Source organism: Neptunicoccus cionae, from assembly GCF_002860325.1.
GTDB classification, from domain to species: Bacteria; Pseudomonadota; Alphaproteobacteria; order Rhodobacterales; family Rhodobacteraceae; genus Amylibacter; species Amylibacter lutimaris.
On the sequence record NZ_PKOJ01000005.1, the window covers coordinates 54,335 to 78,391 of the forward strand.

21 protein-coding genes are annotated in these 24,057 nt (G+C 56.5%); 10 read left to right on the forward strand and 11 right to left on the reverse strand.

The genetic code is table 11. The annotated features are described in order from the left end of the window. Nucleotides 1–4: 4 nt before the first annotated feature. The 5 genes from C0U40_RS12720 to C0U40_RS12740 all read right to left on the reverse strand — a co-directional run bounded on the left by C0U40_RS12720 (nt 5) and on the right by C0U40_RS12740 (nt 6,211). Nucleotides 5–1,684: an ABC transporter ATP-binding protein gene (locus C0U40_RS12720; protein ID WP_180957691.1), complete on the reverse strand. Its 1,680-nt coding sequence runs from the start codon at nt 1,682–1,684 to the stop codon at nt 5–7. Between the two features lie 5 nt (nt 1,685–1,689). Further along, nucleotides 1,690–2,766: an ABC transporter permease gene (locus tag C0U40_RS12725; protein ID WP_101656178.1), complete on the reverse strand. Its 1,077-nt coding sequence runs from the start codon at nt 2,764–2,766 to the stop codon at nt 1,690–1,692. A gap of 62 nt (nt 2,767–2,828) precedes the next feature. Next, nucleotides 2,829–4,196 carry a CmpA/NrtA family ABC transporter substrate-binding protein gene (locus C0U40_RS12730; RefSeq protein WP_101656179.1) on the reverse strand — a complete coding sequence of 456 codons (1,368 nt, stop codon included), beginning with the start codon at nt 4,194–4,196 and terminating at the stop codon, nt 2,829–2,831. Between the two features lie 261 nt (nt 4,197–4,457). Then, nucleotides 4,458–5,630: an ABC transporter substrate-binding protein gene (locus C0U40_RS12735; RefSeq protein ID WP_101656180.1), complete on the reverse strand. Its 1,173-nt coding sequence runs from the start codon at nt 5,628–5,630 to the stop codon at nt 4,458–4,460. Continuing rightward, the gene (locus C0U40_RS12740; protein WP_101656181.1) at nt 5,627–6,211 is read right to left on the reverse strand and encodes an ANTAR domain-containing response regulator; all 585 of its coding nucleotides are present in this window, start codon (nt 6,209–6,211) and stop codon (nt 5,627–5,629) included. Before C0U40_RS12740 ends, C0U40_RS12735 begins: the two co-directional genes overlap by 4 nt. 369 nt (nt 6,212–6,580) lie before the next feature. On the opposite strand from C0U40_RS12740, the gene C0U40_RS20210 reads away from it, so the two are divergent. Both C0U40_RS20210 and C0U40_RS12750 read left to right on the forward strand, forming a co-directional pair. After that, nucleotides 6,581–6,817, forward strand: a complete 237-nt coding sequence (locus tag C0U40_RS20210; protein ID WP_180957692.1) for a helix-turn-helix domain-containing protein — start codon at nt 6,581–6,583, stop codon at nt 6,815–6,817. After that, complete coding sequence (locus C0U40_RS12750) at nt 6,814–8,163, forward strand: HipA domain-containing protein (RefSeq protein ID WP_101656183.1); 1,350 nt, start codon at nt 6,814–6,816, stop codon at nt 8,161–8,163. Before C0U40_RS20210 ends, C0U40_RS12750 begins: the two co-directional genes overlap by 4 nt. 31 nt (nt 8,164–8,194) lie before the next feature. Here the strand turns inward: C0U40_RS12750 and C0U40_RS12755 are convergent, their stop codons facing one another. Then, nucleotides 8,195–8,737: a YaeQ family protein gene (locus C0U40_RS12755; RefSeq protein WP_101656184.1), complete on the reverse strand. Its 543-nt coding sequence runs from the start codon at nt 8,735–8,737 to the stop codon at nt 8,195–8,197. 167 nt (nt 8,738–8,904) lie between these two features. Next, nucleotides 8,905–10,104, reverse strand: coding sequence for an MFS transporter (locus C0U40_RS12760; RefSeq protein ID WP_219619797.1), 1,200 nt, complete (start codon nt 10,102–10,104; stop codon nt 8,905–8,907). A 153-nt stretch (nt 10,105–10,257) separates the two neighbouring features. Between C0U40_RS12760 and C0U40_RS12765 the strand changes: the two genes are divergently transcribed. Next, the gene (locus tag C0U40_RS12765; RefSeq protein WP_101656185.1) at nt 10,258–11,175 is read left to right on the forward strand and encodes a LysR family transcriptional regulator; all 918 of its coding nucleotides are present in this window, start codon (nt 10,258–10,260) and stop codon (nt 11,173–11,175) included. Between the two features lie 40 nt (nt 11,176–11,215). Here C0U40_RS12765 and C0U40_RS12770 read toward each other — a convergent pair whose 3' ends face one another. From C0U40_RS12770 to C0U40_RS12785, 4 genes are all read right to left on the reverse strand, one after another. Next, nucleotides 11,216–11,707: a RidA family protein gene (locus tag C0U40_RS12770; RefSeq protein ID WP_180957693.1), complete on the reverse strand. Its 492-nt coding sequence runs from the start codon at nt 11,705–11,707 to the stop codon at nt 11,216–11,218. Next, nucleotides 11,700–13,586, reverse strand: coding sequence for a TRAP transporter permease (locus C0U40_RS12775; RefSeq protein ID WP_101656187.1), 1,887 nt, complete (start codon nt 13,584–13,586; stop codon nt 11,700–11,702). The genes C0U40_RS12770 and C0U40_RS12775 overlap by 8 nt, the downstream gene beginning before the upstream one ends. A gap of 117 nt (nt 13,587–13,703) precedes the next feature. Continuing rightward, entirely contained in the window at nt 13,704–14,717 is a 1,014-nt protein-coding gene (locus C0U40_RS12780) for a TAXI family TRAP transporter solute-binding subunit (RefSeq protein ID WP_101656188.1), read from the reverse strand. Between the two features lie 141 nt (nt 14,718–14,858). Next, nucleotides 14,859–15,761, reverse strand: a complete 903-nt coding sequence (locus C0U40_RS12785; protein ID WP_101656189.1) for a LysR family transcriptional regulator — start codon at nt 15,759–15,761, stop codon at nt 14,859–14,861. Nucleotides 15,762–16,011: 250 nt separating this feature from the next. Between C0U40_RS12785 and C0U40_RS12790 the strand changes: the two genes are divergently transcribed. The 7 genes from C0U40_RS12790 to C0U40_RS12820 are packed head-to-tail and all read left to right on the forward strand — an operon-like array spanning nt 16,012 to nt 23,983. Beyond that, entirely contained in the window at nt 16,012–18,075 is a 2,064-nt protein-coding gene (locus C0U40_RS12790; protein WP_101656190.1) for a hydantoinase/oxoprolinase family protein, read from the forward strand. Beyond that, entirely contained in the window at nt 18,072–19,706 is a 1,635-nt protein-coding gene (locus C0U40_RS12795) for a hydantoinase B/oxoprolinase family protein (protein WP_101656191.1), read from the forward strand. Before C0U40_RS12790 ends, C0U40_RS12795 begins: the two co-directional genes overlap by 4 nt. A gap of 28 nt (nt 19,707–19,734) precedes the next feature. Further along, on the forward strand, nt 19,735–20,721 hold the full coding sequence (locus C0U40_RS12800) for a TRAP transporter substrate-binding protein (protein WP_101656192.1): 987 nt from the start codon (nt 19,735–19,737) through the stop codon (nt 20,719–20,721). A gap of 9 nt (nt 20,722–20,730) precedes the next feature. Then, nucleotides 20,731–21,291: a TRAP transporter small permease subunit gene (locus C0U40_RS12805; protein WP_101656193.1), complete on the forward strand. Its 561-nt coding sequence runs from the start codon at nt 20,731–20,733 to the stop codon at nt 21,289–21,291. Continuing rightward, entirely contained in the window at nt 21,284–22,573 is a 1,290-nt protein-coding gene (locus C0U40_RS12810; protein ID WP_101656194.1) for a TRAP transporter large permease, read from the forward strand. The genes C0U40_RS12805 and C0U40_RS12810 overlap by 8 nt, the downstream gene beginning before the upstream one ends. Continuing rightward, nucleotides 22,570–23,286 carry a GntR family transcriptional regulator gene (locus C0U40_RS12815; RefSeq protein ID WP_101656195.1) on the forward strand — a complete coding sequence of 239 codons (717 nt, stop codon included), beginning with the start codon at nt 22,570–22,572 and terminating at the stop codon, nt 23,284–23,286. Before C0U40_RS12810 ends, C0U40_RS12815 begins: the two co-directional genes overlap by 4 nt. Next, on the forward strand, nt 23,279–23,983 hold the full coding sequence (locus C0U40_RS12820) for an SDR family NAD(P)-dependent oxidoreductase (RefSeq protein WP_180957695.1): 705 nt from the start codon (nt 23,279–23,281) through the stop codon (nt 23,981–23,983). Before C0U40_RS12815 ends, C0U40_RS12820 begins: the two co-directional genes overlap by 8 nt. Nucleotides 23,984–24,057: the final 74 nt, after the last annotated feature.

Sequence of the window (24,057 nt, forward strand, 5' to 3'; positions counted from 1 at the left end):
GTTCTCATTCCGCCGCAATGGGTTTCGGGGTGGGCTTTTTTGGCTTTGCGCCATGCTCGTATTCCTCAAGGAAATCGAGCACCTCTTGCCGGTAGGCATAATAGTCGGGGTGTTGCAGCAGGGCCTTGCGGGTGCGCGGACGGGGCAGATCGACATTGGTGATTTTACCAATGGTTGCTTGCGGTCCGTTGGTCATCATCACCACGCGGTCGGCCAGCAGGATCGCTTCGTCCACATCATGGGTCACACAAATCGCGGTGACTTTGGTGCGCGACCAGACTTCCATCAGAACTTCCTGCAACTCCCAGCGCGTCAGGCTGTCCAGCATCCCGAAGGGTTCGTCCAGCAACAACAGTTTGGGGCTGAGCGCGAAGGCCCGCGCGATACCGACCCGTTGCTGCATTCCGTTGGACAGATCGCAGGCCGGCTTGTCCATTGCATCGCCCAGACCAACCCGTTCCAGATAATATTCGACAACGTCCTGCCGTTCTGCCTGACTGGCGCGGGGGTAGACCTTATCAACGCCGATTGCGACGTTCTCTTTTGCCGAAAGCCACGGGAAAAGGTTGGGCGACTGGAACACAACTGCGCGTTCCGGATCGGCCCCTTCGACGTGCATCCCGTCGAGCACAATGCCCCCTTGGGAAATCTCGTTCAGACCGGCGGCCATTGTCAGAACGGTTGATTTTCCGCAGCCGGAATGGCCGATCAGGGAAATGAATTCGCCCCGTTCGACCTTTAGATTGAAGTCCTCCACAACGGTCAGCGGGCCTTTGGGGGTCGGATAGACTTTGTGCAGCTGGCTGAAATCCAGATAACGCTGCTGGATCGCGCTTTTTTGGGCTTTGGACACAGCGGCAGGCAGCCCGTGGATGGGCGTCACATCCGGTAACAGTCGGGTGCCTTCGACCTTGGCCTCGATCCCGACATCCATAAGGTATTTGGTGACATCCGCCCGAAGCCGCTTGAAGGTTTCGTTCGTGTTCATATCCATCCGGTCACGGGGGCGCGGGATGGTGACTTTGAATTCCTCTCCCAATGTCCCGTCCGGATTCAGCGCAATGATCCGGTCGGCCAGTATGATCGCCTCGTCCACATCGTTTGTAATCAGAACGCAGGTCTTTTTGTCGGCCTCCCAGATGTGCTCGATCTCATCCGCTAGATTGGCGCGGGTCAGGGCGTCCAGTGCGCTGAGCGGTTCATCCAGCAGCAGCACTTCGGGGTTCATTGCCAGTGCCCGCGCCACGTTCACGCGCTGCCGCATTCCGCCCGACAATTCGGCAGGGCGCCGGCTGGCGGCGTGGCTCAGCCCGACCATATTAACGAAATGTGCGGTTTTTTCCGCCTTTTCCGCCTTGCTCAGCCCGGGGAAGACAGTGTCCACCGCCAGCCCCACATTGCCGCTGACCGTCAGCCATGGCATCAAAGAGTAGCTTTGGAAGATCACACCGCGTTCCGGTCCGGGGCCGGTGACGGGCTTGCCGCGGAAGGTCACCTTGCCCTTGCTTGGCCGTTCCAGTCCCGCCATCAGGTTGATCAGCGTGGTTTTCCCCGTTCCAGAGAACCCCAGAAGGACCAGAAACTCGCCTTCCTGCACGTCCAGATTAATGTTTTTCAACACATGGGTGGCATGAGTGCCGCTGCCAAAACTTTGCGAAACACCTTCGAATTTCAGAATGCTCATGTCGCTCACCGGTTGTTCGTGAAGGTAAAGAGCGATTGCAGCGCGTACATCACACGGTCGAGCAGGAAGCCGATAATGCCGATGGTAAGAACCGCAACGATGATCTTGGCGAGCGAACTGGAAGATCCGTTCTGGAATTCATCCCAGACGAATTTGCCCAAACCGGGGTTTTGCGCCAGCATTTCCGCAGCAATCAGTACCATCCAGCCGACACCGAGGCTGAGCCTCAGGCCTGTGAATATAAGGGGCAGGGCAGACGGCAGGACCAGTTTGGTGATCTTGGTATAGGTGTTCATCTTGAGCACCTTGGAAACGTTGACCAGATCCTTGTCGATGCTTGATACACCCAAGGCTGTATTGATCAGCGTCGGCCAGAGCGAGCAGAGCGTCACCGTGATCGCGGAGGTCAGAAAACTTTTGGCAAACAGCCCGTCGGGGTTGGTGTAAACGGCCGACACTACCATGGTTACAATCGGCAGCCATGCCAGCGGTGAAACAGGTTTGAAAATTTGAATGACCGGATTTAGCGCGGCATTGGCAGTGGGGGAGAGACCCGCTGCAATACCCAGCGGGATCGCAACAGCGCTGGCGATCAGAAATCCGAAGAAGACTGTTTTGATCGAAGTCCAGATCTGGCTGTAATAACTCGGGGCGCCGGTGTAGGCCCGTTCGACCGGTTCCTTGCCCTGTTCGACGCGGCGTTCGTTCAGAGTTGCGACCTGCGTTTCGAATTTTGCCCGCGACTCTGCTTTGGCCTGCGCGTCCTTGTGCAGGTTTACAGCTTCGCTCCAGACTTGGGCAGGACCGGGGATCGCGCCGAGGGACGTCTGCACCGTGGGGGCCAGAGCCGCCCAGAGCATTAGAAACCCGACAATCGCCAGCAGCGGGACGCCCAAAAGACGCCAGATGTCACCGACCTGTGCCTTGGGATTGTCACCGGCAGCAGCTTTCAGGATCGGGGTCAGCCAGGACAGACCAATGACCTGAAACCATTTATCGGCGGTGTTAATTCGGGTGAATAGACGTTCGCGGCGGGCTTCCCGCGCGGCATCAATGTCAAAATCTGGATCGGCTGTGCTCATAGACCTGTCTCCTGCGAAATACTGGGGAAGGGGGCGAACTGCTTCGCCCCCGTGTGTGGCAGCTAGCCTTGAACCTGATCGCCAACGACGGTTTGCGTACCCTTCAAGCCGATTGGCAGGCTTTCCAGATAGGCGTTCGGTGTGCGGCCATCAAAAGGAATGCCATCGATGATATCCGCAGCGGGTGTCGGTGCCTTGAAGCCGTCGCTGTCAAAAGGAAAGTCGGCTTCATTCGCAAGGTCGTCCTCTACCAGAGAGCGTGCAGCCTCCAGGTAGATGTCAGGGCGATAGACGCTTGCTGCAACTTCCTTGAACCAGTCGTCAGACTTTGGCTCGGCAATCTGGCCCCAGCGGCGCATCTGCGTCAGGTACCAGATCGCGTCCGAGTAATAGGGGTAGGTGGCGTTGTGGCGGAAGAAGACGTTGAAATCGGGGATGTCGCGCTTGTCACCTTTTTCAAACTCGAAAAAGCCGGTCATGGAATTCGCGATCACATCCTGATCCGCACCAACATATTCCGGACGGCTCAGGATTTCTACAGCTGCAGGACGGTTGGCGTTGTCGTTTTCATCCAGCCACATTGCTGCACGGATCAGCGCGCGAACAACGGCTTTGGTTGTGTTGGGGTTTTCTTCAACGAAACCGTCTGTCAGGCCGAACACTTTTTCAGGGTTGTTCTTCCAAAGCTGATAGTCGGTGATGACCGGCACGCCGATCCCTTTGAACACCGCCTGCTGGTTCCACGGTTCGCCTACGCAATATCCGTGAATGGTGCCCGCCTCCAGCGTTGCTGGCATCTGGGGCGGAGGGGTTACGGACAGGAACACATCCGCGCCGATCTGGCCGGAAATATTTTCAGGACTGTAATAGCCCGGATTGATCCCGCCTGCGGCCAGCCAGTAGCGCAGTTCGTAATTGTGGGTGGACACCGGAAAGACCATTCCCATGTTGAAAGACTCGCCCTTGGCGTTGAAATCCTCGATCACCGGAACAAGCGCCTGTGCCGAAATCGGATGCTGCGGGCGGCCGTCTTCCATCGACGGAATATGTGGACGCATCATGTCCCACACTTCGTTCGACACCGTAATGCCGTTGCCGTTCAGGTCCATGGAGAATGGAGTCACGATATGGGCTTCTGTACCATAGCCGATCGTAGCGGCCAGCGGTTGCCCGGCCAGCATATGCGCCCCGTCAAGCTGGCCATCGATCACACCGTCCAGCAGAACTTTCCAGTTGGCCTGCGCCTCCAGCGTTACAAAGAGACCTTCGTCAAGAAAGTAACCCTGTTCGTAGGCCACGGCGAGAGGGGCCATATCTGTCAGCTTGATGAAACCGAATTTCAGCTCGTCCTTTTCAAGGTCCAGAAGCTCGGCAGAGGCCTGGCTGAACAGTGCGGTTGTGGCGGCGAGTCCTAAGAGAAGTCGTCTCATGTTGTATCCTTCGGGGGTTGCCGGTCAAACAGGAGGAAGACCGGTAAAACGCAAAAAAAGGCCGATCACTAACCACCGACATCATCGGTAGAAAGCGAGCGGCCTTGCTCAAAGCATCCCTGTCATTGGGAAAAATTCGTTACGTTCCACACCGTTGTGGACGTAAGGCCGAGTATGCTGCAATGCAGCGGGAACTCAAGAAAAAATTTGGCCTTCGCCGAAATTTCCTAACAAGCCATTGAATAATATCCATAAAAAACCCTACTTGAGTGCGGGGTCGAAGATCTGGCCGTCGAAAAACTGGTTCGGCATGAGGGTGAGCGCGCCTCCGGCAGAGGCCACGGGCATGGCATGGGGAATCGCGCCTTCAACTTTTTCCGAGGCTCCGGGCAGATCGGGGTCCAGCCGGCCAAGATGCATCCGGTGCAGGTCGGTGCGGAACACTTTTGCAACTTCGTCCAAGTCGAAACCGGATTCGGCTGCAAGGGATTTTGACAGGTTTTGTGCGATCCATTTTGCCTGACTGCGCCATGGAAAATTGACCGCTCCCTTGTGAAATTCGAGGAACCTTTCGACGTGTCGCAACTCTCCCTGACCCGACAATGTCAGATGTCCCGAAAGGGCACGGTCAATCAGTTCCGAAGGCACATCAAGATAGGCTTTGCGCGACAGCAGATCGCTGGCAGCGGTGCGGGTGCTCGGATCGGCCAGCCAGCGGCCCGCCTTCCAGACCGCACGCATAAGACGCCCCAGCAAATCCGGTTCGCTGGCGGCCCAGTTGGTGCGCGTGGCCAGAACCTTTTCGGGCGCAAAGCTCCAAATCGCACTGCCCGGAAGAAGCAGCGCACCGGCGCCTTGCTCTACCGAAACAGAGCCCCAGGGTTCGCCTACACAAAACGCATCCACATCACCGTTAGCCAGCGCGCTTGCCATCAGGGGCGGCGGGACTGTGCGGATTGCCACACCTTCGGTGCCGAGCGCCGAGGCCCGTGCCCAGTAGCGAAGCAATTCCACATGCATTGAAAACGGGAAGGGCACGCCAAACACAATCGGCCGCGGGCTGGCCTGCACCAGCGCTGCTGCAGCCGCCATCGGATCGCTGAAGTCAAACCCGTATCCGGTGCGGCGCAATTCTTCTTCCAGCCGTTTGCCCACGCCGATTACGTTGCCGTTCACAGAGAGCACCGACACAGCCGAAATTTCGGTTGTGACACCCCCCAGCCCCATCGCCATTGCAACCGGCATGGGGGAGAGCATATGGGCTGCATCTACGCGGCCAAAGGCCAGCATGTCCCGCACGGAGGACCATGACGGCGCGGCAATCAGGTCAAGGGTCAATCCTTCTGCTTCCGCAAAACCCATCTCTTGTGCAATGACCAGCGGGGCCGCATCCACCAAGGGCATAAAGGCCACGGCGATCGTAACTGTATTCATCCCAACAATCCCGATGCTGTGACCAGTGCTTCGGCCACATCGGCAACCCGCCGCCCCTGATCCATCGCCGCCTTGCGCAGCAGGGCATAGGCTGCACCCTCGTCGAGCCCTTTGGCTTTCATAAGCAGCCCCTTAGCGCGGTCGATGACCTTGCGTTCTTCCAGTGCGCGCCGTGTTTCGGCCAGTTCACTGCGCATCTGGCGTGTCATTGCAAATCGGGCGATGGCCGTGTCCATGACGGCCTTGACCCGATCTGGCGACAGGCCGTCCACGACATAAGCCGAGAAACCTGCTTCGATTGCGGCCTGCGCCAGCCCGCCTGCTGCACCGGATACGAACATGGCTACAGGACGTTCCAACGGGCCGGAGGCCAGTGTCAGTTCTTCCATCATGTCGCGGGTCGGGTTGTCTATGTCGATCAGGACGATGTCCGGCAAACAGGCGGCGATCTTCCGGGCCAGTCCGCTGGAATTGCCGATGATGGAGACATCGCAGGGGCAGGCCTCTTTGAGGGCGTCCACAATTGCTATCGCGCGGTCGCGATCTTCTTCCACAACAACAATGTTCAGCGCTTTGGGCATGGGCGCGAAAAAAACCTCGGAATGATGGGCGACGTGCGGCGAGTCGTTGCTGCAATGCAACACGGGTTTCCGCTCACAGCAACAGATGCGGCGCCTCAACAACAGGAATGGGATCACTTGGTGTTTCGAGCGTCATTCCGATGGCTGTGTGCACATTTTTTCACCACGATAATGACAAGGGGAAGCTGCGCATTGGAACGCCCGCGCTATACCGGTGTCGCGATCGCTTGCGCTGTTTTGCGCGTGAGCGTGTCCATTTCGCGGGATACAAGCCTCATTCCTCAAAATGAAAGCGATCGTTGCCATTTTGCGGGATTGCGCCTATATCTAAAAAAAATGCAAACGATCGCACCCATTGCGGAGGCTCTAATGACCGTATCTACCATAACGGACCCTCAATCGCTCGGGACGGCGATCCGGCGCAGCCGGAAGGCATTGAAGATCACCCAAGAGGATCTTTCGCTTCAGACAGGTATATCCAGAACGACAATCCGGGCAATAGAACAGGGCAAGGAAACGGCCCAGATCGGTCTGGTCCTGCAGCTCTGCCGCGATCTCGGGCTGACGGTTCAGGTGGATGCACCGGATACGGCGGACAGGGTATGACAACGCTTGATGTCTATCTTGAAGCGGTAGAACAGCCAATCGGCCGGCTTTCTTCGGGGCTGGACGGAGAGATGTCTTTTGCCTATGTCACGGATGCCTTGCCCCATCCCGTTTCCGCATCCCTGCCCGTACAGGACGCGCCGTTCGGGGACGTTGCCACGCGGGGGTTCTTTTCCAACCTCCTGTTTGAAAACGAGATGCGCGATCAGGTGATGCAGCGCCACGGCCTGTCAGAACGGGACATTGTCGGGCTGCTGTTCCATCTCGGAGCGGATTGTCCCGGAGCGATCAGTTGTGTGCCGGAAGGCAGCGGGCCGGCGAAACGTCCGGGCGTCCTGTCTACCGACTACGATCCGCTGGGCGGGTCACCTTCCGTTCCGTTGAACCTGTCGGACGTTTCCGGACCGCTGGAGGTCAGCGGAGACCTTGCACGCATTATGGTGTCCCTGCGCGACAACCGCCGCCTTCCGGCCGAAACCGACGATCCGTCGCCCCTTGCGGGCGTACAGGGGAAAATTGCCCTGACACGGCTGGCGGACGGGCGTCTTGCGCTACCGAAACAGGGACGCGGGGCGCCGACCACGCATATTCTGAAGGTTCCCCGCGCCAGCCAGATGCGTACGGTTCAGCGGGAACATCTCGCCACGCAGGTGATGTCTGAAATCCAGTCCCATCCCACGGTGCAGACCTGCGTTCTTGGATCCGGCGATCTTCAGGGACTATTGGTTACACGCTTTGACCGGCGCCTTGAGGGGGATGAAGTGCATCGTATCCACCAAGAGGATTTCTGTCAGGCGCTCGGGCTGGGGGTGCACCTGAAATACGAACGGAACGGCAATCCCCCAAGAGCCTTCTCAGCCGAAGCGGTTGGAAAACTGCTGAATGCCACCCGTCTGCCGGGTGCAGCGCGGATAGCCTTTTTCGAGATGACCATTGCGAATATGCTGCTTGGAAACTCTGACAATCATGCAAAAAACCACGCCCTGCTTTACACCGGTCAGCGTCCTGTTCTGGCACCAGCCTATGACATTGATCCGGTCTTGCTGGAGGACGTGACACATGAGATGTCGTTTCGTATCGGTAAGGCCCAAATGGCAGATGATGTGGGGGCCGCGGATCTGGAGCTGTTTTTAAAGGCAATCGGTGCCAGAGGCTTCGGGCGTCCGCTTGCACAACGCAGCGCAGGCATCATCAAAGCCGCCCTTGCGCGGGCAGCCGCGCTGCCGCGACCTGTCGGGAAGGCGCTGTCTGATGTGATCCGGCAACAGGCACATCACCTGTCACAAAACGCGGGTTTTGATATGGAAGTGCCGGATTTTGATAATGTACCGGTAAACCGCCCTTAAGGCGCGATCAGACACCAAAAGCTTCATCCGTCTAAACGGTGTCTTTCCATTTCGTCTGGGACAGGTAAACGATGCTTTCGTCTACGCTGACCATCACTTCTCCGTCCTGAATGTTGACTTGCAACTTCATCGTGCGATTTGCAAGTTTTGCGAGCTCTTGCGTATCCGCTTCGGAAAAGTGGACAACCCGAAGGTTGTCAAAACGGGTGGTGCTGTTCTTGATCTTCTCCCACCAGACCTCGGCGGTTCTACCATAGCTGTAGATAATTACCTCTTTGGCCTTGCTACAGGACTGGCGCACAATCTTCTCGCTCGGAAGCCCGAGCGCAACCCATAATTCCAGCTCGCCGCTCAGGCTTTTCTGCCAAATGTCCGGCTCGTCATCATCTGACAGGCCCTTGGTCAGCTCCAGCTGTTCACCGGCATTCAGCGCGAAGGCGACAAGACGGACCATCAGCCGTTCATCGGTTTCCGACGGGTGTTTTGCAACGGTCAGCTTGTGGGTCTCGTAATAGTGGCGGTCCATATCGGACACGGAAAGCTCGACTTTATAAATAGTAGATTTTTGCGCCATGACTTTTTCCAGAACAGGGGATGGGCGTGTGTAGAGTGCGGCGCGGTTTTGTGAAAGCCCAAAGCGACGCGTAAAAGTCGTGAGGGCAGGGGCGGGGAGCCAGGCAAAAACCGTGCCTGACACCCCTTGCCGACAAAGCGGCAGTTTCTCTTGCAGAAAGGGGCCGTCTATACTGTCTGTTCAGCGATCCGTTGCGCCCGTTGCCGCAACATATGATGGGCCAGTGCCAGACCGGCCAGCGCCAGTCCGAACAACGTCATACCATGCCAGCCCGCGACGCTCATCACTTTGACGCCAAGCGCAGAGCCCGCTGCCGCAGCAATGTAATAGGCAAGCATATAGACCGCGTTCATCCGGCTTTGTGCGTCGGGATCAATGGAAAAAACCCTTACCTGATTGGGGATTTGTGCGCCGAACACACCGATGTCCAACAGGATGATCCCGACGATGAGTCCGATGAGACTGTCGCCCGATACGGCCAGAACCACAAAGGATGACACCACCAGCCCGAGCGCGACAGTGATAATCCGGGCGGGGCCGAACGTGTCTACCATCCGGCCGGCTAGTTTGGCGCCGATAATTCCCGCCATCCCAACCAGTCCGAACAGACCCGCCTGCTGAACGCTGTAGGAAAACGGGACATCCGTGACATGAATGGCGAGCGTTGCCCAAAGCGCGTTGAAAGCGGCAAACCACAATGCGCCGGTCAGCGCACTTTCCCGTAGGGATCTGTGTTTCCGGATCAGTCCGAACATTGATGCAATAAGGGCCGGATAAGGCAGTGAGACCTTGGGTTTGTTGTCAGGAAGATTCCGGCGCAGAAGAATGCCAAACAGCGCGGCCAAACCGGCAGCGACCAGGAACACTGATCTCCAACCGAAGTATTCCGCGATTGAACCGCTGATAGTACGGGACAACAGGATGCCGATGGTCAAACCTGTCATAAGCGTTCCCATGACAGCCCCTTTGCGGGACGGTTCTGCAAGAGATGCGCCGATGGGCAGTAATTGCTGGGTAATATTCCCGCCCAGACCCACGGCAAAGAACGCGGTTGCCAGAACGAACAAATCGGGTGCAGCGAAAACGGCAAGCAATGCCAGCGTCAGCAGGATCGACAGGTAATCGATCAGACTGCGGCGGCTCATCACATCGCCCAGAGGAGAAATCAACAGGATCGCTGCAGCGTACCCGAGTTGCGTGGCGGCAGGGATTATACCCACAGCTCCGTCCCCGAGGTTGAAGGTCTGCTGTATCGAAGGAAGCAGAGGTTGGTTGTAGTAAAGATTGGCCACAGTGGCGGCGATAGCTGTTGCCATAAGCAGCAGTAAAGGACGCGACAATGGCGTTGGGACAGGGGTTCTGGACAAGAAATTGTCTCCTAAACGGTATCTGGCGGTCACAGGGGCCTGCCTTCAACTGCGATGGGTATTTAAGCTTTTACGGGGGCGTAACAGGGATAAACCAATAAGAGAAATGTTACTTATTGATGATAATTATACAGTATCTGTATAAGTGGTGACATGGAAATCCGAACACTCAAAACCTTTGTCGCCGTCGCAAATCTCAAAGGCTTCTCTGCGGCGGCACGCCAGTTGAACATGGTGCAGCCTGCTGTCAGCCGCCAGATTTCCGAATTGGAAGAGGAACTGGGTGTCAGCCTGTTCTGGCGTTCTACCCGCGAAGTGCGGATCACGGCTGCCGGTGAAACCTTGTTGCGCGAAGCTACAGAGATCCTTGCCCAAGAAGAACGCGCACGCCTTCTGGTGCAAAGGACGGGAACCGGTGAATTGGGGCGGCTGCGTATCGGGTTTCTAGGCTCGGCTGTGCAAGCGTTCTTACCCGCTCTTGTTCGGGAGTTCTCAGCACGTTTTCCACAAATTCAGGTTTCGCTTTTGGAAATGACTGCCGGCGAACTGGCCGAAGCACTGATGGCCGGCCGGCTCGATGTTTCCCTGTCCCGCCCGCTTCCCCCGGCAATGGCGGACCGGTTTGAAAGCTGGGACATTTATTCGGACCGGCTCGTTGCTTTCCTGCCGGACGGTCATGCGCTGGCGTCGGAACCCTGCCTTCCGGTCTCTGCGCTGTCGTCCCATCCCTTCGTTCTGTTCCAACGGGACGGTGCGCCGGATCTGTTCGATCAGGTTGTCAGTGTGTGCAATGCCGCGGGATTTTCGCCCGATATTCTGGCGCAGCCAAACTCCATGCAGGCGGTGCTGATCGCTGTGGGGTCCGGTCTTGGCGTCACACTCGCCCCCGCCTGCATTGCCCAGCTTAACACATCAGGTTGTGTCGAACGCCCCCTGAGCGACCAGACCGTCCCAATCCCCCTGCAACTCCACGTCCGCGCCGACCGCGCCGAAGCCGCAACACAAGCTTTCGCCGCGCTGGTAAAAGAAGAATTGGGTACCATTCGCAAAATCATGGGTGCGGGAGGGTAGCTGTAAGGCAGTCGAGCGTCTATTGGGGCCGGTTCCTAGATCAAACGGGCCTTTTCAGGGCGGCTGTAACCTCAATCAGCACAGGCGCGTTTCTGGGAAGGCTTTTTACTCCGATCACGGACCGGGTGTGCCGCCCCTTGGCCCCGAGGGCGCCAATTAAACAGTTGGACGCTCCGTCCGCCACAGCAGAGATATCTTGAAAAGTATCATCATGGGCAACATAGCAGGTAACGCGCAGCAGTCTGTTCAGGTTCTCCAAACCTCCGGCTGAATGATGTAGCCAGCTCATGGCCTGTTGCGCGCAGATGCGTGCGGCATCCACCGCATCCCGTACTGAAATGCCCGTGCCAACGGCACCGACATATGCCAACCCGCTATCTTTCTTCGGAATTTGCCCCGCCACATAGGCCGTATGTCCTTCTATGGTGACCAAATCGTAGGGGTATTTTGTTCCTTCGGGTTTTGGCAGGTTTTTGATGATTGAATTCAGCTGTGTGTCCGCGGCCGGTTCATGCTGTTTCACATTAGTCATTGAGTGCGGGTTCCTTGATAGAATGTTGCGAACCATAGCGCTGGAGCCCCCAGACTGCGGCAATCACTGCCAGGGCTGCGGCGCTGAGCAACGGGTTCGGTGTAACGAGAAGCCCGGCGGCGAACAGAAGAAGTCCCCGGCTGATCCACCCCAGTGCACGTCCGCCCATCCAGCCAGTCAGCGCAATCGACAGGCAGATGATTGCAATGGCCGAGCGTATCAGCACCAACAACAACGCGCCCCATTCCCCCTGTCCCAACAATTCAGGATTTGCGACAAACAGGAACGGAATGACATAGGCCGGAATGCCCAAGGCAAATGCGCGCCAGCCCACAGATGTGGCACTTGTTCCGGCAATTGGTGCGGCGGCAAAGGCAGCCACCGCGACAGGTGGTGTGATTTGTCCCAGCACAGCATAGTAGAAAACGAACAGGTGCGCAGCGAGCGGATCTGCCCCCAGTTCAACCAGCGCAGGTGCAACCAGGGTTGCCTGAATTATGTAGGCAGGGGTTGTGGGCATGCCCATGCCAAAAATGAATGCTGCAATCATCGCGAGGAACAAGGCAACGTACAGATTGCCGTCAGCAAAGGCGATCACAAGGCTGCTGAAGCGAAAGCCCAGCCCAGAAATCTGAACGATCCCGACGATAATCCCTGCCGAAGCACAGGCTATTGCAACGGTAACGGCGGCCCGTGCCCCGAACTCCAGCCCGTTCGCGATCACGCTTGGCGAGACCATCGTTGAGCGGCGCAGGAACGGCGTTATGATTGTTGCGACAACCCCGTAAAATGCACAGAGGCTCGGGGTGTAGCCCATCAACAGGAACGTCATAATCAGGACCAAAGGCAGCAGGAATGTCCAACCTGCCTTGAATTCCCGCCACGTTGCCCCCTTCTCGTTTTTCGCCAATGGCTGCAACCCGTGTTTGAGTGCTTCCCAATGGACTGCAACGAACAATGACGCGAAGAACAGAAACGCCGGAAGAACGGCAGCGGTGATCACTTCCTGATAGCTGATGCCAAGGATTGCAGCCATCAGGAAGGCGGCGGCACCCATGATCGGCGGGGTGATCTGACCGCCGGTCGAGGCGACAGCCTCAACCGCGCCGGCGAAGTTTTTGGGGTAGCCGAGTTTCTTCATCATCGGGATGGTAATGGCACCGGTGGTCGCAACATTGGCGACCGAACTGCCGGACATGGTGCCCATCAAAGCACTGGCGACAACCGCCATTTTGGCAGGCCCGCCACGGGTGGAACCCGTTGCCGACTTGGTGACATTCACGAAGAAGTCACCGCCGCCGATAACCTGCAGCAGGGCACCAAAGACAACAAACAGAAAGATGAAATCCGTTGAAACACCAAGGGCGACTCCGAAGATACCCTCAAAGCTGAAATACATCTGATCGACAAATTCGTTGATCCCCACACCTTTGTGGGCAAGCGGGCGCAGAAAATCTACGAACCGCAGGTAGGGACCGGCGAAACCGTAAGCGATAAAGAACAGGCATAGCCCCGAGATCGCCATGCCAAGTGACCTGCGGGTCATTTCAAGCACCACGAAGACTGTACCAAGGGCGACGAACAACTCGAACGGTGTTGCCGCGCGGGTCCACGGCGGGCGCACCACAATCGAAGAGTGGTTGACGATCAGATACCCCACACAGATCACCGATAAAGCAATAAGTGCATAGTCGATACAAGCGCGAAATCCACCCCGCGCCGAACGATAGATCAGAAAGCCCAGTACCAGTGAAAAGAGCAGATGCGCCCCGCGCACGATCAGGTCGGGGAACAGAAAAAATGGCGAGGCCACCAACAGGTGAAACAGGGCCATTGTTACCGCAAGGAAGGCTATTATTTTGTCCAGATTGACGGTCATCGGGCCATTTTTCCTGTCATTGAGTGGGGGTTCAATCAGCGATCCAGCGCGCTGATGCTACAGATATAAGGGAACAGGCTCTCGCAAGGCGGGAGGCCCTTGCGAGAGCAAAAGCGCTTATTTCAAAGCCGCTTTATCCATCTCGATGCCTTGTTCTTCATAGAATCTGGCCGCACCGGGGTGGATTGGAACGAGCATGCCGCGGCCCGCTGTATCCGCATCGATGTATTGCAGCAAAGCATGGGTCTTCTGAAATTTGTCCAGATTGTTCCAGATGCTTGATGTCACTTTATATGCAGTGTCGTCTGACATTGCATCAGAAGCAAACAAGAATGTCTTGGTGCCAACAGAGGTCACTGGTTCTGCCTGACCTTTGTAAAGACCTACGGGCAGGGTCACTTTTTCAAAGCCGCCTCCGTATTCGGCAAGATAGGCATCCGCTTTGTCATCGGCAATTTCAAGAACTCGGAGCTCTCTGGCGGCTTCGGTCGCCAGAACTGTGGAATGCGGGTAGAGCGCGACCCACATCACCGCGTCCAACTGGCCGTTGCGCAAACCGTTCTGGGATTCTTTCCAGCTCAGGTGATGGACTTTGCCACCGTCTGCCTCAAGGTCATCGATTGTCATGCCATGAACAGTGAGCAGGTTGTTGAAAGCGTTCCAAGATGTCTGGCCGGGCTGGCCAGCACTGATTTGTTTGCCAACAAGGTCTTCAATAGATTGTATGTCGGATTTTGCATCTACCCAGATCTGGATCGCACTCGGGAAGAAGGTCATGAGCCCGCGCACATTCTGGATCGGATTGTCTGGTGTTGCCGGATCAAGACCCGCCCACGCGTCCGCGGCATTGCTTGCGGATGTGATGCCAAGATCCGCATCGCCTGCGGAAACCCGCAGAAGGTTGGGGCCGGAACCACCGGGTTGCACGCCAATAATACTGTCGGGGAAGGTTTGACGCATCAGATCGCCAAGACCTGTGGCCACAACGTTAAAGGTGCCGCCGCTCGGGCCGCCGCCAATGTTCAGAAAATCGGGATCATCTGCATATGACGCTGTTGCGAAAGTAATTGAAGCCGCTGCAAGAACGCCGGTGGCAGCCATCGCAATACGGTGTCTAAGAGTGTGAGTCATTTGAAGCCTCTCTAGGTTAGACTCAAATCTAAGCCGATGCTGTCCGCATCGGACAACAGAATTTATAACTTTGTCCGATAAAAATCCTATATATATAGACAATGCTTATATTTGGATAGATTTTGGATATTTGATCAGGGGTCAGCGCTGCCAGTTTGGGCGTAATGCATCTTTTATATGCATAACAAATTTTTGTGCTGTCGGTGCAAGGGACCGGCCTTTTCGCGTAATGATCCCCAACTCCCGGAACAGTGGCGGGTCAAGCAGCGTCCGGAATACAACGTCACTTTCGATCGCATTTACCGACATTTGCGGCAGAGCTGCGATTCCGAGGTTCGTTTGAAGAAGTGACAGGACCGTTCCTATGTTGGAGACTTCGATCCAGGGAACAGCGACATTCGCGGGCACCGTTTCAAGAGTGTCCAGAATCGGGCGTATCCCTGTATCCTGCGCAAACGAGATATAGGGGAACCCCTCCAGTTCCGCCCAGGTTATCGGCCTTTTGTCCTGACCCAAAGGATGCGCCTTATGCACCACCACACCAAAAGGGTCACGTAACAGAGGCTCGAACGAAAGGCCGTCAAAAGGCTCTGTCTTGCCCGCCACGCCAAGATCGACTTCCCCGTTGGCCACGCGTTCCTTGATGCCAAACGAATTGTCGTCCCGCAGGGATATGCGAACATCCGGATAGCTTGCCGAAAAGCTTTTAATTGTGTTGGGCAGGATATTGGTCGCAATGGAAGGCAGCACAGCGACAGATACCGTCCCTTGCGTTCCCTCGGCTGCCGAGTGGAGATCGGACAGTGTTGTTTCAAGATCGTTCAGAATCCGCTCAAGTATCGGGAGATACTTTTCACTTGGTTTGGTAAGGCGCAACGTCTTTGTCGTGCGGTCAAACAGGGTCAGGCCAAGCGCTTCTTCGAGTTGTTTGATCGCCGTCGTAACAGAGGGTTGGGACATTTTCAGCACTTCTGCCGCGCGGGTAAAAGACCGCTCACGGGAAACAGCAATAAAGGCGCGGAGTTGGCTAATAGTTACTTTCATTCGGGTTTCATCAAGACCTTTGCTCCGTGAGTGCCTGCCGTTGAGTTGTAAGGCAAAACGCAATGCAAAAACATCTGAATGCGTTCCGGTTTGCAATGCGTTTGTTTCGGAGCTCCGAAACGGGACCGCTGCTGTTTGGGGCCTGCTTTGCGTTCAAACTGGTAGGGCGCCGTGTTTGGCGGCCGTTTTGAAAGTTGTATCAGTAAATTAAAGTATTGACTTTAGTTTAAAGTACGTACTTTATAAATCCATGGTAAAGATTTCGATAGATATTGGCGGCACATTTACTGATGTCGTTGCAGAAACAGAGACGGGGCTGTCCTCGGTCAAGGTTTTGACTACGCCGGATTCCCCCGACAGGGGTGCTCTTGAAGGGGTGAGCCGGTTGTTGACGCAACTGGGCAAGAGCTACGCCGACATTACGGCCGTTATTCACGGTACAACTCTTGCGACAAACGCGCTGATCGAGCGGCGGGGCGCAAAGACGGCGTTTATAACGACAGCAGGGTTTCGGGATGTTCTCGATATGCGTTACGAGAAGCGCTTCGAGCAGTATGACCTGAACATCGAAATGCCGGCAGCACTGGTTGCACGCCCGCTCCGGTTGGGATTGCCGGAACGGATTCTGGCCGACGGATCGGTCTTGCAGGCACCGCAAGACGCTGAGATAGACGCCTTGGCGGCCAAGATCCAAAGCGAAGGCGTAGAGGCGGTTGCGATCGGTTTTTTGCATTCCTACCGCAACCCGTCACATGAAGACTATGTCGCGGACCGTCTGCACAAGACTTTGGGTGACACTGTTACCATCTGTAAAAGTTCCGATGTTGCCTGCGAAATCCGTGAGTTCGAGCGGTTCTCGACAGTTTGTGCAAATGCCTATGTCCGGCCATTGATGTCGAAATATCTGGGCGCGCTGAAGTCGGAACTGAACCAGTTGGGCTTTGATGGATCTTTCCTGATGATGCTGTCCGGTGGCGGGTTGACCACGCTTGAACAGGCCATGCGGTATCCGATCCGATTGGTGGAAAGCGGTCCGGCCGGTGGGGTGGCTCTGGCGGCCCATGTTGCACGGGAGGTCGGTTCTAACAGAACGTTGTCGCTCGATATTGGCGGCACCACGGCCAAAATCTGCTTTATCAGTGACGGCAACCCGCAAACAACGCGGCGCTTTGAAGTGGCCCGTGCGTGGCGGGATGTGAAGGGCAGCGGCCTGCCTGTACGTGTTCCAACAGTAGAACTGGTGGAAATCGGCGCGGGGGGTGGTTCTATCGCGGGCGTGGATTCGCTCGGGCGTTTGAAGGTTGGTCCGCGCAGCGCGGGGTCTGATCCCGGTCCTGCCGCCTATGGCAGGGGCGGCGAAAATGCGACGATTACTGACGCTCATTTGACGGTCGGAAACATTGCCGCGGAAGGGTTTGCTGGCGGTATGATTTCCCTGACGCCCGAAAATGCCCCCGCCGCGATCACGCAGCACGTGCAAAAGCCGATGGGAATTGCGGACACGGCGACTGCAGCAGCAGGGATTGTCGAGCTTGCCGACGAAACCATGGCGAATGCAGCGCGGGTTCATGGCATAGAACTTGGTCATGATATCGCCTCGTTCGACCTTTTGGTGTCTGGCGGTGGCGGTGCGCTTCACGCGGCGCGGATTGCGGAAAAACTGGGTATCAGACGGATCATCGTGCCACAAAATGCGGGTGTCGGATCGGCCGTTGGCTTCTTACGCTCACCTGTAGCATTCGAAAGTGCAATTTCTGTCATGGCGCTATTGCAGAGTGTCGACGCCGCCGGATTGTCGCAAAGAGTTGCGGATCAGCTTTCGGATGTTCGCGCGATCGTGGAGGAAGCCGTACCAGCAGATCGGATTGATACGAGCGTGAAAGTCGAGATGCGATACCAGGGGCAGGGGCTAGAGATTGCTCTGGAAAATGCGGCTGAAAACTTTGAGATGGATGTTGCCGGACTGGAGGCGGAATTTGTCAGCAAATACGAAGCCCTTGTCGGCTTCACGCTGGATAATATCCCGATTGAACTGGTTTCTGTCAGTGTCACCGCACGGGAAAGGGCCGTGCCAAAGTCCCAACCCTTCGAGCCGGAGACGGGGAGCGGCGGTGTTGTCACCCGACAGGTGTTCGATCTGGCCGCGCAGGAACAGGTGACCTACCGGATATTGAAACGGTCATCGCTCGGTAGTGACATCATTCAAGGACCTGCGGTTGTGACCGAAGACCAGACGACCACTTTGGTTCGTCCTGGCTGGAATGTGCGCGCCTCGGATCACGGGCATCTTATTCTGGATCGGAGCGAAGCATGAGCGGCAAGCTGGATATCGTAGCGCAAAACGTGTTGTGGAACCGGTTGGTTTCGGTCTGTGAAGAACAGGCAAACGCGTTGATGCGGGCAGCCTTTGGCGCGATTGTGCGCGAGGCAGGCGATCTTTCTGCCGGTGTTTTTGACGCGAACGGAGATATGCTGGCGCAAGCGGTAACGGGAACACCGGGGCATGTGAACACGATGGCTGCCTCCGTCCGCGCGATGCTGGAATTCGTTCCGGCTGAGAAGCTGAATCCGGGCGATGTGCTGGTGACAAACGATCCCTGGCTCGGGGCCGGACATGTGTTCGACTTTGTTGTCGTCACCCCTGCGTTTCTGGATGGCGAGATTGTGGGCTACCTCGCCTCGACCAGCCACATCGTGGATATTGGCGGCCGCGGTTGGTCTGCCGAGGCACATTCCGTGTACGAGGAAGGCGTGACATTTCCTGTTATGTATCTGCGTCGCGGAAAGTCGCTTAACGAAGACCTTCTTGCGATCGTAACGACAAATTCCCGCGTTCCCCATGAAGCGCGAGGCGACATCCTGTCCCTGTTGTCCTGTAACGATACGGGCGTGAACCGCCTTTTGGATCTGATGGGGGAATACGGGCTTTCAGATTTACGCGCTGTTGCCAGCTTCATCTTTGAACGGTCCGCTATCGGGACAAAGAAGGCATTGGCCCGCGCACCGGCGGGTGTCTATGAAAACACAATGATGCTGGACGGGTATGATGCCCCGATTGAGCTTAAGGCCAAGATGACAATATCCGACGGGTCTATTGCGGTTGACCTTTCGGGGTCTTCACCTGCGGTGGGGCGCGGCATCAACTGTCCGCTGAACTACAGCGCGGCCTATGCGTCTTTCGGTATCCGTGCGCTGCTGACACCTGAAATCCCCAACAATCAGGCTTCGCTTGATGCGATCACGATAACGGCAGAGCCGGGGCTCGTGGTCAGTGCCGAACGGCCCAGCCCCGTGTCCGCGCGCCATGTGATCGGTCAGGCCTTGCCTGATCTGATGCTGGGATGTCTGGAACAAGCCTTGCCCGGAGAAGTTCTTGCAGAAAGTGCGGGCGCCTTATGGACGTTGTCGCTTTCCGGTGCGGGTAAAACGCCCTTCACATCCCTGAACGTCGCCCTTGGCGGCATGGGCGCACGGCCGCACTCTGACGGGTTGTCCACCACAGCCTTCCCCTCTGGTGTAGGCTCTGTGCCGGTAGAGGCTGCCGAAGTGGCATCGCCAGTGATCTATCACTCCAAAGAGTTCATTTGTGACAGTGGCGGAGCCGGTCGCTATCGTGGTGGCTTGGGTCAACGTATCGAAATCGGGTCGCGGATAAACGAGGACATGTTCATGTCTGCGGCTGCATTCGAGCGTCTGCGGGCCGGTCCCGAAGGGCGGCAAGGCGGCAGAAAAGGCGCAACAGGCAAGGTTTCCATCAGCGATGGGACACAGGTGACGGACAAGGGCATGTACAAAATTCCCGCGGGGGAGCGCGTGATTTTGCAGACACCCGGTGGCGGCGGCTTTGGCGACCCGACCACCCGTCCGGATCAGGTACTGGATCAAGATCTAACCAACGGGCTCGTCTCTCTGGAGGCCACCCGAACATTCTATAAGTCGAAGTAACGAAAACCACACAACGGGAGAATTAATAATGACACTTATGACCAGAATTTTTGCCGCTACGGCTGCATGTACAATTGCGGGATCAGCGGCTCTGGCCGAAACCAAATGGGATCTGACGACAGCATGGGGTGCCAACAACTTTCATGCACAAAGCGCGATTGCGTTTGCCGATGCAGTGCGCGAAGCAACAGATGGCAGTGTCGATATCACTGTTCATCTGTCTGGTGAGACAGGGGTGAAGATCACCGAAAAACTGTCCGCTGTAGAAAACGGTATCGTCCAGATGGCCGATATGCTGCTTTTCCTGCAAGCCGGTGAAGAGCCCTTTTTAGGTATCGATACGCTCCCCTACCTGATTCAAGGGCAGGACGAGATGAAGACATGGCTGGAAGTGGCGGGGCCGACTTATGACGCGATATTTGAGCGTCACAATCAGAAGGTTCTCTACTACGTTCCATGGCCGTCCCCCGGTGTTTATACCAAAGATCCGGTTGTCAGCGCCGACGACATGAATGGCCTGCGGATACGGTCGTTTAATGCGACCTCCTTCACCTTCCTTGAAAAGATGGGCGCAGCGCCGGTTGAATTGCCTTTCGAAGAACTGGCAACAGCCGTGGCCGCCGGAACAGTTGACGGTGTGGCGACGTCCACCTCGACCGGGGCAAATTCCAAGCTGTACCAGTTTACAGGCAATTTCAATCCGTTGAACTGGTCCATGTCGCCGGATGCGGTGACGGTGAATCTTGATGCCTGGAACGGGCTGTCCGATCAGGAGCGCGAAACCATCCAGACGCTTGCCGATGAAATGGAAGCGGATTTTTGGGCGGCTTCCGCACAGGAAGATGCGTCGAAAACGGCAGTTCTCGTTGAAAACGGCATGGTGATTAGCGAGGCAGATGACAGCTTGAAGGCCAAAATGGCCGAAGCTGGCAAGGCAATGTGGGCCGACTTCTTCAAGACAGTTCCGGAAGCAGAGGCCATAGTCGAAGCCTATGCTGCAGAGACAGGGAAGTAATCAGATGCTATGGGGCGGGATTACCCGCCCCTGCGCGTTGCGATCATCATGAACCTTTTTCTCACCCTCATAGACCGTTTGTCCAGATTTGCAGAGTTTGCAGCCGTTGCTCTGATTTTCGGGTATTGCACATTGATGCTGACCGAGGTCGTAGCCCGTGCACAAGCGCGCAGTTTCTCTTTCACTTGGGAATTCAGCCAATACGCAATGGCAGCCGTTTTTGCGCTGGCCTGCGGACCTGCGATCCGAACCGCCGTGCACGTGCGGATCACGCTGGTGACCGAGAAGCTGCCTGCAGGGCTGGCAAGATGGGTGGATATTCTGGCGAACCTTGTTGCACTGGTTATTGTCGCTGCAATCGTGGAGGCCATGTGGACGAAAGTTTCTGTTTCGTTTGACCGCAATATTCTTGCCACCTCGGTTTCCAAGACGCCGCTCTGGATACCGCAGGCCGTTATTCTGTGGGGGTTTGCACAGCTTTGGCTGGACCTGCTTGCGCGGGTAATTCGCCGGATTACCAACCGGCAGTTCGAGTGGCGCGGCGAAGACAAGGAACCCGCTGATGTTTGAAATAGCCGTCGTAGCCTGCCTTTTGTTCGTTGTTCTGCTTGCAGGTTCGGTGTGGATCGGCCTGTCCCTGTTCGCGACAGGTTATCTGATGCTGTCGATCTTCAAGCCCAACATTCCGATGGATATTTTCGGCAGTGGGGTGATCTGGGGGGCGATGATCCCGACACCTTTACTATCGCTGCCACTCTTTATTCTGATGAGCGAGGTTCTGGTCAGCGCGGGTTTGGGCCGGTCGTTGTTTTCGGGGCTCGCTCCGTGGGTTGGTCGCTTGCCGGGCGGCTTGCTGCACGTGAATGTGGTCGGCTCGACACTGTTTGCGGCTGTCTCCGGTTCATCTGCTGCCACAACAGCGATTGTGGGCAATGTAAGCCTGCCGGAACTGCAAGCCCGCGGATATGACCGCAATCTCGCCATGGGTTCACTTGCCGGGGCCGGGACGCTTGGGTTTCTAATCCCGCCGTCGATAATCATGATCATCTATGGTGTCGTGGCAGAACAATCCATTCTGGAACTGTTCATCGCTGGCGTGATCCCCGGGTTGACACTGGCTGCGCTTTACATGACCTATATTGCCATCCACCAGACTGTATCGGGGACGCAACCCCTTGCAGAGCGCCCGACGCGGAGCGAGTTGTTGGGCGGGCTGCGTGATATCGGCCCTATCGCCCTGCTGATTGGCACGATCATGGGCGCGCTCTATCTCGGTTTTGCGAGTGTGAGTGAACTTGCAGCTTTAGGTGTGCTTGGGGCGGTTCTGATTTCTGTCGTGATGGGGCGGTTTAGTATCGGTTCGATGATTGCCGCCGGACGCCGCGCTGTGCGCACTTCTGCGATGATCGGGCTGATTGTGATTGGTGCAGCCCTTTTGAATTCCGCGTTCGGTTTCTTGGGAATACCCAAGGCCATTGCAGCCCAGATTGCCGCTTTCGGCCTGTCACCTTTGGCGTTGATCGTGGTCCTGCTGGTGTTTTACGCTGTCTTGGGCATGTTCCTTGATGGAACCTCGATCATTGTGATGACCCTTCCGATCACCTTGCCCCTGATTACAGCGGCAGGGTTTGATCCGATCTGGTTTGGCATCTTTGTTGTGGTGGCCGTTGAAATCAGCCAGATCACACCGCCGATCGGGTTCAACCTGTTTGTGATCCAGTCCCAAACAGGCGAAAGTATCGGTGTGATCGCCAGGGCGGCGTTGCCTTTCTTTGGCATATTGCTTGGCTTTGCTATACTGCTCGCAATATTCCCCGAACTGGCACTCTGGCTGCCCAGGACATTGCAATGACGACCTTACACCAACAACTGTCTGACACACTGTTGCAACAGATACAGGCGGGCAAGCTGCGTGTGGGAGAAAAGCTTCCGCCGGAAGCGGAATATGCAAATGAACTCGGCGTCAGCCGCTCCACGCTCAGGCTTGCCTATACCGAGCTTGAACGTCAGGGCGTCCTGCAACGCAGGAAACGGGCGGGCACGACGATAATTGCAGATCGCCCGCAATCCCGCTTTAACATGAGAACCACCGGTTTACATGAATTGCTGAGTCTAGGTCGGGATACAGAGCTACTGCTAACAGGAACGCAGACCGTTCGCACCGATGCAATTCCCCAACTCCGCGGCTACGAAAGTGAAACCGATCTCTGGCTGGAGATCAGCGGCACGCGCACCCTGCCGGGCGAAAAGCTACCTTTCAACAGCACGCAGATCTACGTGCCCGCGCGCTACGCCGCGATCGAGCATGTTCTTGAACGCAGCGGCCCTTCGGTGTTTCGTACGATAGAAGAGACATTCGGGATTACCGTAGAGCGTGTCAGCCAAACAACGCAGGCGATCCGCTGCCCTGCCGAAATCTCCGGTATCATCGGTCTGGACGTTGACGCGCCAGCCTTGCGGATTGTCGCGCAGCTTTACGATACCAATTCTGTCCTGATGGAAATATCCGTGGCGACCTTTGATCCGGAAAGATTCCAGCTGCAAACGGATGTGGAAATTGACTAAGCCCCCTTTACGAACAATTGTCACCGGCGGCAGCGGTGCTTTGGGGTCGTCCATCATCTCTGCGCTTTTAGCGCGCGGAGACAGTGTGGTGAATCTTGATCGGGCGCCAAGCGATAGCGTTCCTTGGATCGAAACCGATTTCGCGGATGGTCTGTCTGTAGCAAATGCGATTGAAAGCGCCGAAGAAATTCTCGGGGGAATTGACGTTTTGGTCCATTCGGCCGGAATTTTTCGCGCCAGTGAACTTCTGTCCATGACGGAGGCAGAGTTTTCAGAAGTCCTGAATGTGAACCTGCTGGGCAGCTTTCGGGTGGGGCAGCTTGTTGCGGCCAAGATGGTCGAAACCGGTGGCCGGATCCTGTTCATTTCCTCGATCCATGCAAAATACGGCGTCAGGGGGCGGCTGGCTTACGGGGCATCCAAAGCCGGAATAGAGGCCATGACACGGGTTATGGCAACGGAACTGTCCGAATACGGGATCAGGGTAAATGCCCTGGCGCCCGGTGCCGTTTCGGCAGGGATGGTCCCTGACCCCGAACACGTGTCAGACTGGACCCGCGTCACGCCTGCGCGGCGCAAAGTCACCCCGCAAGAGGTCGCCGGAATGGCGATGCTTTTGACATGCGACGATGCAAGCTTTGTGTCGGGGCAGGTCGTGTCGCAGGATGGCGGAGCGAGCATCTCGCATATTTTCTGATCGGATTGCCGTCGGAACGGCCCGCCACTCTGCGTCGCGAAAGCCGCACATTTCAGTCTGTGTCGTTTCCGATC

What these genes read in the sequence shown, in the direction of transcription:
- C0U40_RS12720 (WP_180957691.1), bottom strand. Translation starts at nt 1,684, where the DNA reads ATGAGCATTCTGAAATTCGAAGGTGTTTCGCAAAGTTTTGGCAGCGGC.
- C0U40_RS12725 (WP_101656178.1), bottom strand. Translation starts at nt 2,766, where the DNA reads ATGAGCACAGCCGATCCAGATTTTGACATTGATGCCGCGCGGGAAGCC.
- C0U40_RS12730 (WP_101656179.1), bottom strand. Translation starts at nt 4,196, where the DNA reads ATGAGACGACTTCTCTTAGGACTCGCCGCCACAACCGCACTGTTCAGC.
- C0U40_RS12735 (WP_101656180.1), bottom strand. Translation starts at nt 5,630, where the DNA reads ATGAATACAGTTACGATCGCCGTGGCCTTTATGCCCTTGGTGGATGCG.
- C0U40_RS12740 (WP_101656181.1), bottom strand. Translation starts at nt 6,211, where the DNA reads ATGCCCAAAGCGCTGAACATTGTTGTTGTGGAAGAAGATCGCGACCGC.
- C0U40_RS20210 (WP_180957692.1), top strand. Translation starts at nt 6,581, where the DNA reads ATGACCGTATCTACCATAACGGACCCTCAATCGCTCGGGACGGCGATC.
- C0U40_RS12750 (WP_101656183.1), top strand. Translation starts at nt 6,814, where the DNA reads ATGACAACGCTTGATGTCTATCTTGAAGCGGTAGAACAGCCAATCGGC.
- C0U40_RS12755 (WP_101656184.1), bottom strand. Translation starts at nt 8,737, where the DNA reads ATGGCGCAAAAATCTACTATTTATAAAGTCGAGCTTTCCGTGTCCGAT.
- C0U40_RS12765 (WP_101656185.1), top strand. Translation starts at nt 10,258, where the DNA reads ATGGAAATCCGAACACTCAAAACCTTTGTCGCCGTCGCAAATCTCAAA.
- C0U40_RS12770 (WP_180957693.1), bottom strand. Translation starts at nt 11,707, where the DNA reads ATGACTAATGTGAAACAGCATGAACCGGCCGCGGACACACAGCTGAAT.
- C0U40_RS12775 (WP_101656187.1), bottom strand. Translation starts at nt 13,586, where the DNA reads ATGACCGTCAATCTGGACAAAATAATAGCCTTCCTTGCGGTAACAATG.
- C0U40_RS12780 (WP_101656188.1), bottom strand. Translation starts at nt 14,717, where the DNA reads ATGACTCACACTCTTAGACACCGTATTGCGATGGCTGCCACCGGCGTT.
- C0U40_RS12785 (WP_101656189.1), bottom strand. Translation starts at nt 15,761, where the DNA reads ATGAAAGTAACTATTAGCCAACTCCGCGCCTTTATTGCTGTTTCCCGT.
- C0U40_RS12790 (WP_101656190.1), top strand. Translation starts at nt 16,012, where the DNA reads ATGGTAAAGATTTCGATAGATATTGGCGGCACATTTACTGATGTCGTT.
- C0U40_RS12795 (WP_101656191.1), top strand. Translation starts at nt 18,072, where the DNA reads ATGAGCGGCAAGCTGGATATCGTAGCGCAAAACGTGTTGTGGAACCGG.
- C0U40_RS12800 (WP_101656192.1), top strand. Translation starts at nt 19,735, where the DNA reads ATGACACTTATGACCAGAATTTTTGCCGCTACGGCTGCATGTACAATT.
- C0U40_RS12805 (WP_101656193.1), top strand. Translation starts at nt 20,731, where the DNA reads ATGGGGCGGGATTACCCGCCCCTGCGCGTTGCGATCATCATGAACCTT.
- C0U40_RS12810 (WP_101656194.1), top strand. Translation starts at nt 21,284, where the DNA reads ATGTTTGAAATAGCCGTCGTAGCCTGCCTTTTGTTCGTTGTTCTGCTT.
- C0U40_RS12815 (WP_101656195.1), top strand. Translation starts at nt 22,570, where the DNA reads ATGACGACCTTACACCAACAACTGTCTGACACACTGTTGCAACAGATA.